The following is a 16,524-nucleotide window of genomic DNA, read 5'->3' as shown; positions in this document are numbered from 1 at the left end:
GTTTGGCGCTAAGCCATAACCTAGTCTCAAGCACATAGGCTATCTATGCGAAAAGGGCCCTCAATAGGTGACCATTCTCCGACCGCTGGCCAACGATAGCACTCATCAGATACTTTCCATCTGCGCTTTTTGCTTCCTGCCCCTACCGCGCAGAATCGAGATAGTCGGCGGGGTCACCCCCGCCTTCGATCCCGCCCGCGCCGGGTACGTAACAAGAAGTCATGACTCACTGGTCACCGAAGCGGAAACCAACTCCTTCAATATTTTTCAGCGAGGTGCAGAAATGTCCAAGCCACGGGTCCTGATGCAGATGTGGAAGCCATACAGGGAGTTTCTGATCCAGCAGCATCGTTTCTACGTAAATGAGGCCAGTACTCGGCTCATGAGCCAGTTCGACAACATCAATGCAGATGCGGACAAGGCAGCCGAAGCGTGGCTAGAGCGCCGAAGCGAGTTTTTTGATCCGGATCGGGATGATGAGGGCTCGATCTATGAAGAAGCCGAGAGCGTTGCCATCGAGTTCTATCGCCAGCTGGATGAAATGCGGGAGCAAACCAGGCTCAGCATCGTGTCCGGGATGTTCCATGAGTGGGAAAAGAGCCTTAAAAAGTGGATAGTGGATGAGCTACGCCGCTGGGGGCTTGGTCCCCAAACAATCAGAGTGGTGTGGTGGGCAGATTTCCCCAAGATAATCGAGCTGCTGGTCAGTCTAGGCTGGCCTGTACAGGGCCAAAGCTACTTGGCGGTCTTAAACCAATGCCGCTGCGTCGTAAACGTCTTCAAGCATGGGGATGGAAAATCGCTTGCTGAATTGAAACGTGATTTCCCGAAATATCTGATTGATCCCATCGATACAAAATTCGGCCTGCCAGCTACGGAGATCGAATGGCTGAACCACAGTCATTTGCATGTGACCGAAGCTCAGGTTCAGGAGTTTTCAAATGCCATCACGGAGTTCTGGAACGGGATTCCAGAGAACCTCTATGAAAAAGGAGGAGGCGAGCTGCCCGCGTGGTTCATGAGAGCTGTTAAACAGGATCTGAAAGCCAGTGACGGCTAAACGCCGGGGATTCCGCTCCATCCCCGGCCCGGAACCCGTTGGTGCGGGTCCAGATTAGAGCAGTTTCGCCCAAGCAGGCCAGGGGTTAAGCGTCCCCATTATTATCTTTGTCTAACGCCCTATAAACAGTTGCCCGGTGCACTCCGAACAGTTTCGAAATCTCGGCGATGGGTTTCCCTGCACTTGATAACTCCCGCGCGTGTGCTATTTGCGTCGAGGTCAGTGAAGGCTTTGGACCAAAACGTACGCCTCGGGCTTTGGCAGCCTCTCGGCCAGCAGAGGTCCTTTCGGTAATCAGGGAGCGTTCAAAGTCAGCGATTCCAGCGAACACTGTGAGAATCATTCTTCCTGCTGGTGTAGTCGTATCCGCCCATGGTTCAGCCAGCGACCTGAGTCCGGCACCTTTCACTCGCAGGAGTTCTGCTATTTGCAGGAGGTCTGTAGTAGACCGAGCAAGGCGGTCGAGCCGTGAGACAACGACCACATCTCCAGAGCGGAGGTGATCGAGCATGCGTGTAAGCTCAGGCCTATCACGCCTTGCACCACTCATCTTTTCTTCGAAGATTCGGGCGCAGTTCAGCGCGGTGAGCCGCGCACGCTGCTGTTCGAGGTTTTGGCCTTGTGTAGACACCCTTGCGTACCCAATAAGGTGAGTCATGAATAATCCGTCGCAGGTTATGTCGCAAGTGTATCACGATCTGCGACAGACTTATGCGACTGGCAGAAGGGTGATTTCCAGGAAATTTGTCCCTGTCGCATAACTTAGAAGATATGCGACGGTAGGTGTATGGCATGGGGACTGTCTGAAGGTGGTTGAAACTCATTTCATCAGTGCCCCTCTATCGATATAGCCCCTTTATCCCTGGCAAGCTAAGAAACTGAGAGGGACTGCCTTTTTTAACGTTATCTTCGGAGTTTATTCTCTGAGTGCTCGTCATCAAAACACACCACTTCTTAGCTCTAGTGATACCTACAAAGTGAAGGTTCAGGTCTTGGTCCCAGTCCGTAAAAACTTCCTCATTAAAATTTCCAGTGTACGTTCTAGTGGGGAATACCCAGTCATAGAGGTCTAGATGTATAACTAGGTCAAACTCCAGTCCTTTCGATTTGTGGAGTGTCATCACTTGAATTTCGCCTGGTTGCACCGCTTTGTAGTGTAATATGTCCTCTGAAGATGAAATGGTCTGTAGAAGTGCATCGGCCTCAGTTTTGTTGGCCGCAGAAAAATTGAACAACTTCGCAATTTTTATGAATTCATCTGGAAGCCTATTCAATTCAAAATTTCGCAGGTCATGTATCGATTTTCTAAGATCTCTGAGCCCGGCAGGCGTCCTTTTGGTTAGCAAAAAGTCATTAAGGATCTGCTGTGCCAGCTTACGCTCGTCGAAATAAAAGGTAAGCAGAACAGAGAAGAAGCGGCTCAGTGGGCTGGCGATTTTTGATAACGAATCGTCTCTATAAAATCTTGCAGGTAGAGTGAGATGTCTTTGTAGGCGATCAATTGAGCCGTTCCATCTCACTAATACGGCAACCTCACTCAGATCCTCCATTTTCAATGCGCGAACTGATTTCTCTATCCAATTATTAAGGCCGCTAGCAACCGCCTCCTGCGTCCCGTCGAAGCTACGGTGATAAACACGTATGTCATTAGCAGCAACCGGAATTAGTTGGCACTGAGAGGAGTAGATGCGTTTGGAGTAATTAATTATTGAGGGGTGACAGCGGTGATTGATGTCAATTATGTGATGTTCGAAATTGACCGCGTCAGCTACGAGTGCCAGAAGGTGGCGAGGATCACTTCCTCGGAAGGCAAATATAGATTGTTGGGTATCACCAACCGCTACAGCTTTCAGGCCCAGTGAATGTAAGGTGCAAAAAAGGGCGTGTTGAGGCTCAGATGTGTCCTGATATTCATCTATGTAAACTGAGCGATACTTGGATTTGATATAACGCCTGCAAGCTTCGGACTTTTCCAAAACCTTACAAGCAATTATTGTGACGGCCTCTAGAAGAACGAAGCCTTGCCGGTAGTGCTCCATAAATTCCGATTCGTAGAAGTCGTAGTCGTCCGTGCTTAAATTGATATCTGATTTTGAAAGGTCGGGGAGATGAGCTTTGTATTCGTCTTTTAATTGGCTGAATTGCACGCATGAGATTTCTTGTTTGCTGACTCCGTAAACCCGAGCAAGGAATGGGAATATAATCTCAGCAAGGCAAAAGTTGTCGATGGTTCCAAAGAAGCTCGCTCTGGTATTGGCTCCGTTCTTTTTGCATTTGTCACCAAGTTCTTTGCTGGATTTTATGGTGAAGGATATTCCTATGATCCCTTGGTGTGGCTTGAGATTATCAAATTCCTGGCGGATCTTCTCCACCATTACTGTTGTTTTTCCACTTCCAGGGCAGGCCGTGATAACCATGCTGCCAGCACAATCAATAGCCGTCTTCTGCGCATCGCTATAACTGAATTTAGTAGGCATACCTAGGCCTCAGCCAGAGCTTTCGCATGGAATAGAGGTTTCGCCAAAAAACCATTTTTGATTAGAGGAAGGCTAACCGAAATCTGAGCGAGCAACTCCCTCATGCGGATAGCTTTCTTACCCTGTAAATACTTGATCGCACCTGTAGCGTCTAAAGTTCGTTTCTTCAACTTTTTACACGCATAAGCAACCACTTCAGACTCCATCTCTTCCGTCAAGTCATGCTCAAGATCGACGCGAGACAGATAGGCGCCTTTTGGGTTCGTCTCGTTTGAGGTATTTTTCCAAGTGCCATCGGCCAGCAACGATTGAGTGGTCGTGCCGAGTGGAGAATGTGACATAGGACTTAAACCAATCGCTGCGCGACAGCGGTTAATCCCAGCCAAATGACGCAGCGGCACCTTTTTTACTTTTATATCCGAGACATCATTGTCTGTTCTCATTACCCATGGTATCTCCATGGCGTCTAAAATCTTTACATAAACGCTAAATTGAATTCCGTCGACAGACAAAATGGAAATATTATAGAAATCTAAGTCGATGGATAGTTGCTTTGAAAGTTCACTAAAAAATAAAATCTCTGAGGGGCCCTCTACAAGCAAAACACATTTAGCAAAAAAGGCTTCAGCGGGTAGAATGCTCATTCTATACCCTAAGTGATCCCATGCTTTGCTGATGCAGTTACTGCAACCATTGCTCGCTGCTCTGGTCTTTCCGCTGGTTACCTTGAGGTGGACTATTGAGGAGGGTATGTAGCGAGCCGTAATCTGGGGTGAGTGACTAGTAATAAGCGTTTGGCCAGGCAGGTCATTAATTAAATAATCAGCCAGTTTTCTTTGCTGATGCGGATGGAGGTGTGCTTCAGGTTCTTCAACGCAGTAAAACACTACCTCGCTATCCGGATCATGCTCGCGTTGGCTTTTAGCTTTCCACAAGGCCATAAGAATCTGGTTATTACGTCCGTCGCCGCCAAGCATTACTGATGCTCCAGATGTAGATGCGCCCAAGCGAAGGCTATCAATAAATTGCTGCACCTGAATTGCACCTGAATCGAGCTTTACTTCGTACTCACTAAAGTCGTGAGCAAGCTTTTGTAGCTCCTCATTTACAGAATCTGTCGCTCCTTTTACGTAATGCAGGTTTCGGATTTTATCGTTAATCGCTTCTAATGCTTTTCCAATTCTGGCCATCTCGCGATGATCGGACTTCGATTCGGTTACGCTACGATTCTCCAAAGATAACTTTAAAAGCTGTCTCTTTTCCGTATTAATATATTTTTCAAGATCCCTTCGGGATTTCACGTATCTCAGATTTATATGCTTTAGATAATATCTTGAGGGGATTTCTACAAGCGAAGACCTTGTGGCACCAATTTTAATATCATAGGTGAGGCTCCGCCTGTCAGCAGTATATTGAAGGGCAAAGCACGAATCATCTGTAATGTTTCCCTTCAGGCTCGCGAGCACAGCGTCTTCTGTTACCTCAGAGAAATACACCGTTATTGACAGCGTGTCCGAAATTTTTCCAGCGCCTGAGATATGGAAATCAGACTCCATGGGCTCAATCTCGGCGTCTGAAAGACTCTTGTCTAATAGCAGCCGCAAAGCATAAACCAGATTCGTTTTGCCAACATTGTTCGCACCAATAATCAGCGTGTTACGCTCAAGGTTGATTGTGGCATCCGCGAAATTTCGAAAACCTTTTAAAACCACTTTGGTGATCAGCATTTTCTTCCTTGGGTTTAGCTTTTCGTAAGATTTGGAGCTTCGGGCTGAACGGCTATGGTGTCAATAGGGCATTAGTAACGGCACAAGCTTCCGATGCTGAGCGGTAGGTGCTCGCGGCTCGGGTGCGGGCTGGATGCAGTGGGCAGCGTGCATGGCACGTTCACACGATATGGCCGATAGCGGCGACTCTACAAAGCGTCAGCGCTCTAACGGCGGCAATTGAGTCTCTTAGGATTTCCTGAAGAGCCGATGCTGGGATGGAAAACCAGTGTTTCGCATCTTCGACAGATTCATTTTCCGTAAGCTATTTCGCAGCTTGCTCTTCAGCTTCCAAATGATCGCCCACGGCAAAAAGTAGTCTCTCTCCAAATTTTAAGAGGAAGCAGCGCTCTTCAGTCGTCAGGGGTCTCATTGGTTCGATGTTGAGGCCGTTGTGGCGCCCCCCCTCAACTGCTTGATCATTGAGGATCAACCCAAATCGCTTCCATTCGTTATTGCTGAAGCCAAGTTTTTTCTGAGCACCGTCGACAGCTTTGTTTGCAGCCTCACGCAGATCGTATATGTGACTCATCGCGTGGGCATCATCGCCACGGGCCAGTCGATAGCTTTCCCAGGCCCTACGGAAAGCCGGATTGCCCAAGAGCTTTACGTATTTTACAAGGTTTTGGACTTCTATCTTGGCAGCCCCACGATCTTTCAAAGCTTGCTCTCGATCATGCGTCTCTTGAGCTATTTGAGCATCAAAAATAACATTCCCTTTCGCATCAATTGTTTGGACATTTTGGACGCCGACGCAGATTCCGATTTTGAACGGCTTGATCGAGCCAGTCCGGCCGTCGTGCACATAGTCCTCAAACCACATGGTGAAATTTAGTGTTTCTCTCATCCGAGCTTGCCTAATGGCAGCTAATACGTTCAGAGCTTGATCCAAGGCGGGTCGTTTGGCGTGAAGCGTGGCCTCCCACTCTCCAGGCTCGGACTCAGTTTCGGCGTATAGCCAGCGACTGATAACCTCAACGTCAGGGCCATCTGGGGTCGGCATAAAATCTGGGATTTGATATCGGGTGAAGCGCCAGCCGTTTAGCTCGTAACCCTCATCTGGAATGACCTCATCAAAGAAGTCGGCGGGCTTCGCGCTTGCTCGGATGCGGATGAAGCTGTTCATGGTAAGTCCAGTGGAGGAAAGCTTAACGAGCTGAGACTTTACTGGCAGTGAGGCTCAGGGCTCAAGAGGCGGCAATTAGGTTTCTCGGGATTTCTTACAGAGCCTCGTGCGGGCAGCGATAATAAAAAACCTTTCAGGATCTAGCCCGGCAGCCCCTGCCTCATCGTGCGCACAAGATTGGCCAGCCGAAGTGCAAGCGCCACATGGTTTCTAGCCGCTCCGCAAGAGACAAATACTGAATGCTCTCCTGGTGTTCAATTTCTGACCATAAGACATATGAGTAACGCCACTTGGTGAGATCGTCCAGCGACGTGTCGCAGATTGCGAGGGAACCAGTTCCATTCCCGCCTCGGAATTCCTGAAGAATTCGCTCTCTAAGCCCGCCATGCCCCTTAAGACCGATACCGCCAATGCCGTTATAGACAACCCGGAAGTCATCCACCGTCCGACCGCAGATCATCCCTAAATTCTCACGATGCGCAGCAAGAATATTGATAGCAACTGAGCCCCTTTTTTGGCTTGGAGCGGCAGAACGGATTTCGGCATCCGAGTAGCTGGTATAAAGCCAGTACAAACCATCCGATTTCGAAGGTGGCCCACTTACCAGTTGGAGTCGATTGGACGCCTTCGTGACGCAGCTGAGGCGGCGCTCTTGGATGAGGTTCAGGGCTTCTAAGGTGAGATGAAACATATCTGTATCCTACCGTCGATGTTTAAGGCCATTTTGGCCGATATCTGCCTGTCGCGAGGGCCGTAATAGACCCAGAGCAGAGGCCCATACATTCAAACCAAACGAGTAGATAATCGACTGCTATCCCAGCCATTTCCAGTGTGTATGAACAACGAATCTTCCCAACGCGAATCTACCGGCAGTACCGCATATAACTTTGCGCAGGCCCACGGTGCCCGGCCCCTGTCCGTTGATGGCTATCATCAAGCGGTAGAACTGTGCGGTCGCGTCGCCTGCGGCTGGCTGTTCCGCTACAGGATCATTTGCAGCTTGGACATCCCAGCGCATGACCAAGAGTCATTCGCTGGCGCTGTAGGTTGCTTGGTTGCTGACGACGGAGAGATACGTGATCTCTCAGGTCCGATGCTCATGGACATGCTTCACTTGCTGGCATAGCTCGCTGGACCACCATGGCAGACCTCTGCCGGTCATGATGGGCGGGAGTCGGCCAGAAGCAGTCATAGAGTGACTAGGAAATTAGGGGCTATTCATTCTGATATTTGCGATTTCCAGAGATGGCCCTATTGATCTGCCAGCTCGTGCAAACCATCCTGTCGAGGGCCCCGAGAAGGCCACTTCATAATCCCAATATGCCGAAATGAATAACGGAAATTCGACCATGAGTGAAGAGTGGATTCTCCAGACCAAGGAAACCCGCAGGGTATTTTCTAACGCGGCGTGGGTTCCTTTAAGAGCTTCAGTTGAGAGCAAGAAAGGGGATCTAAAAGAGGTAGGCCATGTCAGTGAATATTTCGGTTGTGGCTCCGTAGCATTCCCGCCAGAGCATCGCCAGCGGGTTGAGGAGCGTCTTGGATGGGGCGACATAGGCATTGGGCACACGGTGGCGCCTTATGCTTACGAAGATGGATATTATGCGTCTATTGACCAATATCAATACAACGATAAAGAGCCAATAGGTGTCAATCTAGTTTACGAACACCCGCAACCTGTTGTCGGTGGCAGAAAGTGGATACTAAGCCCTGACCTAGTAATCGCGCTGCACTTGGTTAAAGAGGGCAACAACTGGGTCAGACCTGAAGAAAATTTCGTTGTGGTAGCTCGCGAGACAGTGAGTGAAGATGGCGAGCATCGTCAGATAGAAATAAAAAGAGAATTTTTACTTGACTATCTAGCGGCCAGAAACCTGTCGCTCCGCCTTGCATACTACAGACAGAGGATCGAAAACGTCACCGTCTTCGAGGAAAGCGCATATTCAAATTTGCTGCCCCACAATGAGGAAAGAGATAACGGAAAATTCTCCCTAATCATTCGCAAGCTTGATGACGTATTCGGGGGAAGCTGGGCGATGTTTCGAGCCTGGCGAACGGATGTAGATGAGGATGAGGACGCCCCTGTGATGGGCCCTGAGAATGATTCGAACACTGACCATGAAAGTTCAAAAGGGCATCGTGGAGGCTATACAGGTGTGCGGGTAGAGGGGGAGTTTTGGCGTGAGGAATGGATAGACCACCAGTCAAAAAGCCTACGCGTTCGTGGAGATGCAGATCCGAACCTCCCGCATTTCATTGTGGAAACCGATGGAGCGCGAATGAGATCAGCAGAGCTTGATAACGAGGACATAGGCCGCTGGCTATGGTTTCGAGCCAGCGTTGTAAATGAGCTTCTGAATAGCCGGGGATTCAAGTTAGTGTGGTACACGGCTGAAACTGGAGCTATTAATTCGACGTCAGGATATAAAACTCATTTCGGGATAAACAGTTCGGACCTTATCACCGTATATGCTTATGACATCGCACGACTCGCCCCATGGGAGCAGCATGTTTGGGCGGGGCATAATATTGTTCCTGAAGGAAAGGTTTCAAGTGAACTGCTGGACGCACAGATGAGGGCGAAACCGGCATCAACATATGCAGTTGAAGAAATTTTTTTCGGAAGCATGAGGCTTTTGGCCGACGGCTTCAGGCATAAATACGGAATATCTCTTTTCACCCATGATATTGATGACGCCGAAGCGGGGCAGCAGATATCTAGGTTTGCAAGCAAAGACAGAGCGTCCCTACTCAGATTGGCCAAGGACATCATTCGCGTATTCTCGGACAGGCTCAACATAACCGAGCTACGCAAGCTTTCTGCACACCAAGAAAAAGGCAAACTCGGCTCAAACAAATTACTCCAAAGTATTTTGGCTGAGAAAATTGGAGACGACAAAGCTAGGCAAGTATTTGCTGAGATTGCCGGTGCTTATGATATGCGAGTGGGAGATGCACACCCTACTGGCTCAAAGGTTACAGACGCGATCAAGCTCGCTGGCGTCGATGAAGACGACTCGCCATTGCGGCAAGGAGAGCAACTTATCCACAACGTTGGGCGGTCGATTTGGAACACAGGGAAATTCTTGTTCGGCGAGACTGATGACTCGGACGAACAGCAATGACTGCTTCTGGCTGCTAGCCGTCCCTGGTGGATCTCCGCTTTCGGCCAAAAGCATACGCCCAAAAAAGACCTTAAGCATGCCGTACACAGGCTCAGTTATGGGAAGTGCACGTTCTCTTGACATCAACACCATTTGTCTAGCAAAACTGTTGAGTGGGCTCGTCTACGAGCTGAAAGAAGCGAAAATAATTTTTCGAGCATGCTGATATGGCTCACGTTCGTTGACAACTCTGGTTAAGAGGCGATTCCCTTGAATAAGCAAAAACAACCAAGCGAGTTCGATATTCAAGCAGCTCTCCAAGAAGTCTGTACAGCAGATGACGTAAAGAACGCATTTGATCTGTTTAAGTCGAATTTACAGCTATTAGGCGATTGGCGAATCGTTTACGCATGCCAAGACATGCGAGGAGCATTCAAAGTCCCGCGACTAGAATTTGGTAACTCAGGAGTAATCTCTTCCGCTATGGGCGGGCAATCATTAATTGTACTGGATAAAGAGTTCATAAATTCCAAAGGGCCTACTCGGTATGAAATTGGCCATGGGTTATATGCTGATTCAAACGTAGCCTCCTACTTTAGAAGGCTCTCATACAATTCCAGCTCTACAGACAATTTTGAAACGTATAAAAACAATCTCAGAAAAGCGATTGGTGTTGATGGTCTTCAAAGGCTCAACCCATTTTATTACATCTGGGAGTGCCAGAGAAACTGGAATGAAAAGACCCGCGAGGCATGTGTAGAGACTGTCGCTGCGATTTTGGCTTTTCATATGGATTCTGATCCGCTGGGCCCAGGCTGGAATGATAGATTCATGAATCTTTATCGAGAGACCTGCGAACAGCAGGCGGTGAGTATGATCGATGAGCTTCTGACCGATGCATTGAGCGAAGAAACAACCAATCGTTTGGCGCTCATTGAAGCCATGATCCTACGTACAAAACTCATCGACCTCGGATCCAAGAAATCCGCTCCGCACAAACTTGAGCAATTAATTAGATTTATGTATGAAGAACTCCAAGTTGTGATGGCAAGAGAGCTTGTGATTTGCGCTGAAATTCTTTATCGGGGAAAAACCAGTCTGACAAATAAGCTGAATTCATTCGAGAGGAGCGAAAACGCAATCGATATTGTAAGAAATGCTGCCTGGGATATTTTCATGCTCAGGATTATGGATGCAATGGTGACCCCTAAAGGTCTTCCACGCGGCGAGGTTTATTTGCCCGTTCTAATCTCCACTGACAAGGACGTACGGGATCTGATCAAGCTGACGGAATTGAAAGCCATTGCGGTCTGCCGAACCTCTGGTCGAACGTTTCCATTCATCGACCTTGATTTATTCGAGTGGCTCAATACTCGCTTGGGAGCTAAACGTGTGGAGAACTTAGCCCCTTTGTTTGGACAGGAAGGATTTGAAGCGCGTGCAAAGGGGCGCAGCTTGATTGCGGTAAAGGAGACGTTAGCTGCCGATCAGGTTCGGCTTCGAGAGTATCAAAAGTAGGCATCTTTTAGGCCACAGGATGTGTGGCTGGTCTGAGGTCACTCAATCCATGCGAGCCAGCGACGTGCGCGCTTGTTATGCTGATGAATAGCAAGATGCAAAATTTGCACATTAGACACGCCTGTCACCAGCCTAGACATGGTTATCTCAGCTATGGTGATGTCGTTGGTGATCCTAGATGGCTGCGCAGTCTGATCGCGACACAGCTGTTGATCTGTGTGCTTGTGATGGCCGGCTTCGTGCCGTCGGTGGAATCCAGAGGTGGAAGGCGGGATGCCGACACGTCGCTGAGCCCCGCTCCAGACAGCGAATAGTTATGGGAGCGTCTCTCCCAAAAAAAGACCGCAACAGAGTGCGGTCTTTTATTTGAATGGTGGGCCTCCCCGGAGTCGAACCGGGCACCAACGGATTATGCATACCACTTCAGCTTTCGCTGCCCCTTTCGGGTTCGTGGTCTGGACTGTCTCTTGCCTTTACGGCTCGCCCGTACAGTCTCTACACCTTCCTTGAGGTCTCTCAAGGCTTGGCTCGGGATTACCACGCAGACGCAGAGGCTTCCCCGAATTTGAGCGATTCTACAAAAGGGCAGAGCTAACTTACCCTAAAGCAACCCATTTGCTCATCACCATGCCCTGTGAAGGGGGTAGGCTCTGAACCGTTAAGTCCGCTGCTCTAACCAACATGAGCTAGAGGCCCAAAGTCTTTCACATCAACAGTTTACCAGACTACGCATCACGTACAAATGTGCACCTGCTGAGCACCCTACATAAGAACCGTGGACCAAAGGATTATGAGTCCTCTGCTCTAACCAACTGAGCTATGGGCCCTCAGTAGGTCGCGGATTATAACGGCGGTTTCGCGGCTGTGCTATCCGAAAAGTCCGAAACATTCATAAGAAGAAATTTCGTGCTGAATTCGTCGGGGTTGAGGGGCAGGCTGATGATGTAGCCCTGGATCTGTTCGCAGCCTTCGTCGGTGAGGAATTTCTGCTGTTCGCTGTTTTCGACGCCCTCGGCGATTACGGTCAGTTGCATGCTGCGGCCGAGTGCGATGATGGCGCGGACGATGGCGGCGTCGTGGGTGTCTTCCGGGAGGCCGCGTATGAAGGACTGGTCGATCTTGAGGATGTCTAGCGGCAGCCGCTTGAGGTAGCTCAGTGAGGAGTAGCCGGTTCCGAAGTCGTCGATGGCCAGCTGGACGCCAAGGTTTTTCAGTTTGTGCAGCACGGCCAGCGCTTCCTGGGTCTGGCTCATAATGAAGTTTTCGGTGATTTCCAGTTGCAGGCAGTTAGGAACCAAGCCGTTGTCGGCAAGCAGTTGCTCGATGCGTTCGACCAGGTTTGGCTGGCGCAGTTGGGCGCCGGCCAGATTGACCGATACCGGCCCGAACGGTTTGAAGGCCTTGCGCCATTTGCCCATTTTCAGGCACGCCTGCTCCAGCACCCAATCGCCAATCTGCAGGATCATGCCGTTTTCTTCCGCAAGCGGAATGAAATGTTCGGGCGGGACTTCGCCGAGGGTAGGGTGGCTCCAGCGGATCAGTGCCTCTGCGCCTACCAGTGTGCCGTCGAGCAGGCTGATCTTGGGCTGGAAGGCCAGGCTCAGCTGATTGCGGTCCAGTGCTCTTCTCAATTCCTGCTCGAGCGCTATGCGCTCGCTGGCCTGTTCGGTGAGGTCGCGGGTGTAGCACTCGACCCGGTTGCGGCCCTGTGCCTTGGAGCGGTACATGGCGGCGTCGGCATTTTTGACCAGGGTAGCTACATCGGTGCCATCGGTGGGGAACACGCAGCTGCCGATGCTCGAGCTGATATACAGCTCGTGCTCACCTAACTCGAACGGCGTGCTGAAACAGGCCAGCAGTTTGGTGGCGATGGCTTTGGCGTCGCTGGCGTGCAGCAGGCCAGGCAGCAGGACGATGAACTCGTCGCCGCCTAGGCGCGCCACGGTATCGATGTCGCGCAGGGTTTCCTTGAGCCGATGGGCGATGCCTTTGAGCAACAGATCGCCCACCGGGTGGCCCAGGCTGTCATTGATGTGTTTGAAGCGATCCAGGTCAAGGAACAGAACGGCGCCAAGGCTGCCGGACTCTTCGCTGTGCAGTAACGCTGACTGAAGGCGACTCTCGAACAGGGTGCGGTTGGGCAGGCCGGTGAGCGGGTCGTGGTGGGCCTGGTAGTCCAGGCGCGCCTGGGCCTGCTTGAGGCTGGAAATGTCTGCAAACACTGCGACGAAGTGAGTGAGCAGGTTTTCTTTGTTATGTACGGCGCTGATCGTCAGCCAGCTTGGGTACAGCTCGCCGTTCTTGCGCCGGTTGCTGATCTCGCCTTGCCAATGGCCTTCTGCCGTCAATTGATGCCACATGGAGGCGTAGAAGGCGCTGTCATGCTGGCCTGAAGCAAGCAAGCGAGGTGTTTGGCCGATGGCGTCGCTTTCGCTGTACCCGGTTATTTCAGTAAAGGCGCGGTTGACGGCACTGATACGCTGGAAGGTGTCGGTGATCAGTACGCCTTCGGCCGTGCTCTCGAAAACCGTTGCGGCCAGCAGCAGCTTTTCCTGCATTTGCTGACTTTGGGTAATGTCCCGCGAAATGGTCAGCAGGCACTCTTCGCCAGCAATGATCAGCGGTTGCGAGGACAGCTCGCACAGCTTGATAGCACCGCTGGCAGTGCGCAGCCGGGCGCGGAAGTCCCGGACCGAGCCATTACGTTTCATTTGTTCGATGAGTTGATAACGCTCGTTCAGATCAGCCCAGATGCCCAGATCGAACGTCGAGTGCTCAAGGCAGTAATGTTCGTCATACCCGGTGATCTGGCAGAAACCTTCATTGACCTCCAGCATCATTCCGTCCAGTTGGCGGGTGATGCCTAGCCCGTCGGGCGAAGCATGGAACGCCTTGGCGAACTTCTCTTCGGACATTTGCAATTGCTGTTGCGCCAGTTTGAGCTGGGTGATGTCTCGAACGACCACCAGCACCGCTTTCGTGGAACCCTGATCAAGCGGTTGCGCTGACATGAGCCCTGAAAAGGTTTCGCCGTTATGGCGACGGAAGGGGATCTCAAGATTGTGGATATCGCCGGTTTGCAGTTGCTGAAGAATCTTCGGCCCCATCCCGGGCACCGCCCATAGGTCCAGCTCGGTGGGGGTTTTGCCGATCACGTCATCTATGGCAAGCCCCGTCTGTTCGACGAACGCCTCGTTGGCATCCATGATGTGCCCATCAATGAGGCTGGCTATGATCATTGCGTCCGGGCATTGGGCGAAGACCGTCGCAAACCTGCCTTCTGACAGACGCAGGGCTTCCCGGTCGCTAATGTCGATCATTGGTCCACGCATAAGTGGTTCACTTCCGTGTCTGATCATTACTGAGATGTTGTGGCGCGGCCTTGGGCCAAGTGTCGAACCAGTGCCTACCCCGAAAGCGCTGTATCCGGGTAGATACATAGTTGTAGGTCAATTCGCCGAGGCCTGCAATTAGACCGATGGCTGACAGCGCGTAATGTCGACCAGGTTGCATATCGGTCAGTCTGGAGGGGATTCTGGTTCGCCAGAAACGCAAAACCCCCGACAGGCCGGGGGTTTTGGTGACGCGCTGGTGCGATTACTCGTCGAGGAACGAGCGCAGATGCTCGCTTCGGGTCGGGTGACGCAGTTTGCGCAGTGCCTTGGCTTCGATCTGACGAATCCGCTCGCGGGTCACGTCAAACTGCTTACCGACCTCCTCAAGCGTGTGGTCGGTATTCATATCGATGCCGAAACGCATGCGCAGAACCTTGGCTTCACGGGCGGTGAGGCCCGACAGCACTTCGCGTGTCGCTTCTTTCAGGCTTTCAACAGTGGCGACATCGATTGGCGACTGCATGGTCGAGTCTTCGATGAAGTCACCCAGGTGCGAATCTTCGTCGTCACCGATCGGGGTTTCCATGGAGATCGGCTCTTTGGCGATCTTCAGTACCTTGCGGATTTTGTCCTCAGGCATTTCCATGCGTTCGCCCAGCTCTTCCGGGGTCGGTTCACGACCCATTTCCTGCAGCATCTGGCGGGAAATACGGTTGAGCTTGTTGATCGTCTCGATCATGTGCACCGGAATACGAATGGTGCGTGCCTGGTCGGCAATCGAGCGAGTGATCGCCTGACGGATCCACCATGTGGCATACGTCGAGAACTTGTAACCACGACGGTATTCGAACTTGTCCACAGCCTTCATCAAGCCGATGTTGCCTTCCTGGATCAGATCGAGGAATTGCAGGCCACGGTTGGTGTACTTCTTGGCGATGGAGATCACCAGACGCAAGTTCGCTTCAACCATCTCTTTCTTCGCGCGGCGGGCCTTGGCCTCACCGATCGACATGCGACGATTGATGTCCTTGATCTCGGCGATTTTCAGGCCGGTCTCTTCTTCCAGTGCAGACAGCTTCTGCTGGCAACGCTGGATATCAGGTTGCAGACGAGCGATGGCTTCGGCGTACTTGCTCTTGCCTTTGGCCAGTGCGTCAGTCCAGCTTTCGTCAACTTCGTTGCCCGGGAACTGGCGCAGGAAGTCGGCGCGCGGCATACGTGCATCACGTACACACAGCTGCATGATGGCGCGTTCCTGGGCACGAAGGCGCTCTAGGGCGCCACGCACACGCTCTACCAAGCCTTCAAACTGTTTTGGGACCAGTTTGATCGGCATGAACAGTTCGGCAAGTGCAACCATTTCGGCAATGGCGTGCTTGTCGTCGCGGCCAAGCTTCTTCAGTGCCTTGCGGGTGATTTCCATCTGATCGGAAACCGCACCGAAGCGCTGCTGGGCGATGACCGGATCAGGGCCGCTCTCGACCTCGTCTTCTTCATCGCTGGCGTCTGCCGACTCTTCCTCTTCGTCGTCACCTTCTGCCTTGGCGGCTTTGGGGTCGACGGGCGGAGGCACTTCGGCAGGCGGCGCAATGCCGTCGTCCGGGTCGATATAACCGCTCAATACATCGGAGAGGCGACCGCCTTCGCTGGTGACACGTGTGTACTCGGAAAGAATATGGTCAACCGTGCCAGGGAAGTGCGCGATTGCGCCCATCACTTCACGAATGCCTTCTTCGATACGTTTGGCGATTTCGATTTCGCCTTCACGGGTCAGAAGCTCAACGGTGCCCATTTCACGCATGTACATACGAACGGGATCGGTGGTGCGCCCGATGTCGGTCTCGACCGCTGCCAATGCTGCGGCCGCTTCTTCAGCGGCTGCCTCATCGGTATCGGCGTCGGCCAGCATCAAGGCGTCCGCATCCGGAGCACTCTCGTGTACCGGGATCCCCATGTCGTTGATCATGCGGATGATGTCTTCCACCTGCTCGGGATCTGAAATATCCTCGGGCAAGTGGTCGTTGACCTCTGCGTAAGTCAGATACTTCTGCTCACGACCCAGGGTGATCAACTCTTTGATACGAGATTGCTGTTGCGCTTTTCCGGACATAACACCCTATCCACTGAAGGTCTTGGCG

10 protein-coding genes are annotated in these 16,524 nt (G+C 51.5%); 3 read left to right on the top strand and 7 right to left on the bottom strand.

What is annotated here, in order from left to right:
• The first annotated feature begins 67 nt into the window (after positions 1 to 67).
• Complete coding sequence (locus POR16_RS22860) at positions 68 to 1,060, top strand: hypothetical protein (RefSeq protein WP_005896564.1); 993 nt, start codon at positions 68 to 70, stop codon at positions 1,058 to 1,060.
• An 85-nt stretch (positions 1,061 to 1,145) separates the two neighbouring features.
• Here POR16_RS22860 and POR16_RS22855 read toward each other — a convergent pair whose 3' ends face one another.
• From POR16_RS22855 to POR16_RS22835, 5 genes are all read right to left on the bottom strand, one after another.
• Entirely contained in the window at positions 1,146 to 1,718 is a 573-nt protein-coding gene (locus tag POR16_RS22855) for a recombinase family protein (protein ID WP_005896566.1), read from the bottom strand.
• Between the two features lie 181 nt (positions 1,719 to 1,899).
• On the bottom strand, positions 1,900 to 3,537 hold the full coding sequence (locus POR16_RS22850; RefSeq protein WP_042932972.1) for a UvrD-helicase domain-containing protein: 1,638 nt from the start codon (positions 3,535 to 3,537) through the stop codon (positions 1,900 to 1,902).
• Between the two features lie 2 nt (positions 3,538 to 3,539).
• Positions 3,540 to 5,264 carry an ATP-dependent nuclease gene (locus POR16_RS22845; RefSeq protein ID WP_005896570.1) on the bottom strand — a complete coding sequence of 575 codons (1,725 nt, stop codon included), beginning with the start codon at positions 5,262 to 5,264 and terminating at the stop codon, positions 3,540 to 3,542.
• A gap of 304 nt (positions 5,265 to 5,568) precedes the next feature.
• Positions 5,569 to 6,429, bottom strand: a complete 861-nt coding sequence (locus POR16_RS22840) for a hypothetical protein (protein WP_122381147.1) — start codon at positions 6,427 to 6,429, stop codon at positions 5,569 to 5,571.
• Between the two features lie 160 nt (positions 6,430 to 6,589).
• Complete coding sequence (locus POR16_RS22835; RefSeq protein WP_005896574.1) at positions 6,590 to 7,120, bottom strand: hypothetical protein; 531 nt, start codon at positions 7,118 to 7,120, stop codon at positions 6,590 to 6,592.
• Positions 7,121 to 7,778: 658 nt separating this feature from the next.
• On the opposite strand from POR16_RS22835, the gene POR16_RS22830 reads away from it, so the two are divergent.
• Positions 7,779 to 9,554, top strand: a complete 1,776-nt coding sequence (locus POR16_RS22830; RefSeq protein ID WP_005896578.1) for a hypothetical protein — start codon at positions 7,779 to 7,781, stop codon at positions 9,552 to 9,554.
• Between the two features lie 249 nt (positions 9,555 to 9,803).
• The gene (locus POR16_RS22825) at positions 9,804 to 11,051 is read left to right on the top strand and encodes a hypothetical protein (protein WP_147460277.1); all 1,248 of its coding nucleotides are present in this window, start codon (positions 9,804 to 9,806) and stop codon (positions 11,049 to 11,051) included.
• 842 nt (positions 11,052 to 11,893) lie between these two features.
• On the opposite strand, the gene POR16_RS22820 is transcribed toward POR16_RS22825, so the two are convergent.
• Positions 11,894 to 14,371 (bottom strand): sensor domain-containing protein, encoded by a 2,478-nt coding sequence (locus POR16_RS22820; protein WP_162010112.1) that lies wholly within the window; start codon positions 14,369 to 14,371, stop codon positions 11,894 to 11,896.
• A gap of 277 nt (positions 14,372 to 14,648) precedes the next feature.
• Positions 14,649 to 16,496: an RNA polymerase sigma factor RpoD gene (rpoD, locus tag POR16_RS22815; RefSeq protein ID WP_005896584.1), complete on the bottom strand. Its 1,848-nt coding sequence runs from the start codon at positions 16,494 to 16,496 to the stop codon at positions 14,649 to 14,651.
• Positions 16,497 to 16,524: the final 28 nt, after the last annotated feature.

It is taken from the genome of Pseudomonas coronafaciens pv. oryzae str. 1_6, assembly GCF_000156995.2.
Lineage (GTDB): Bacteria > Pseudomonadota > Gammaproteobacteria > Pseudomonadales > Pseudomonadaceae > Aquipseudomonas > Aquipseudomonas tremae.
The sequence above is the reverse complement of the archived record's forward strand: the minus strand, read 5'-3'. Positions and strand labels throughout refer to the sequence as shown.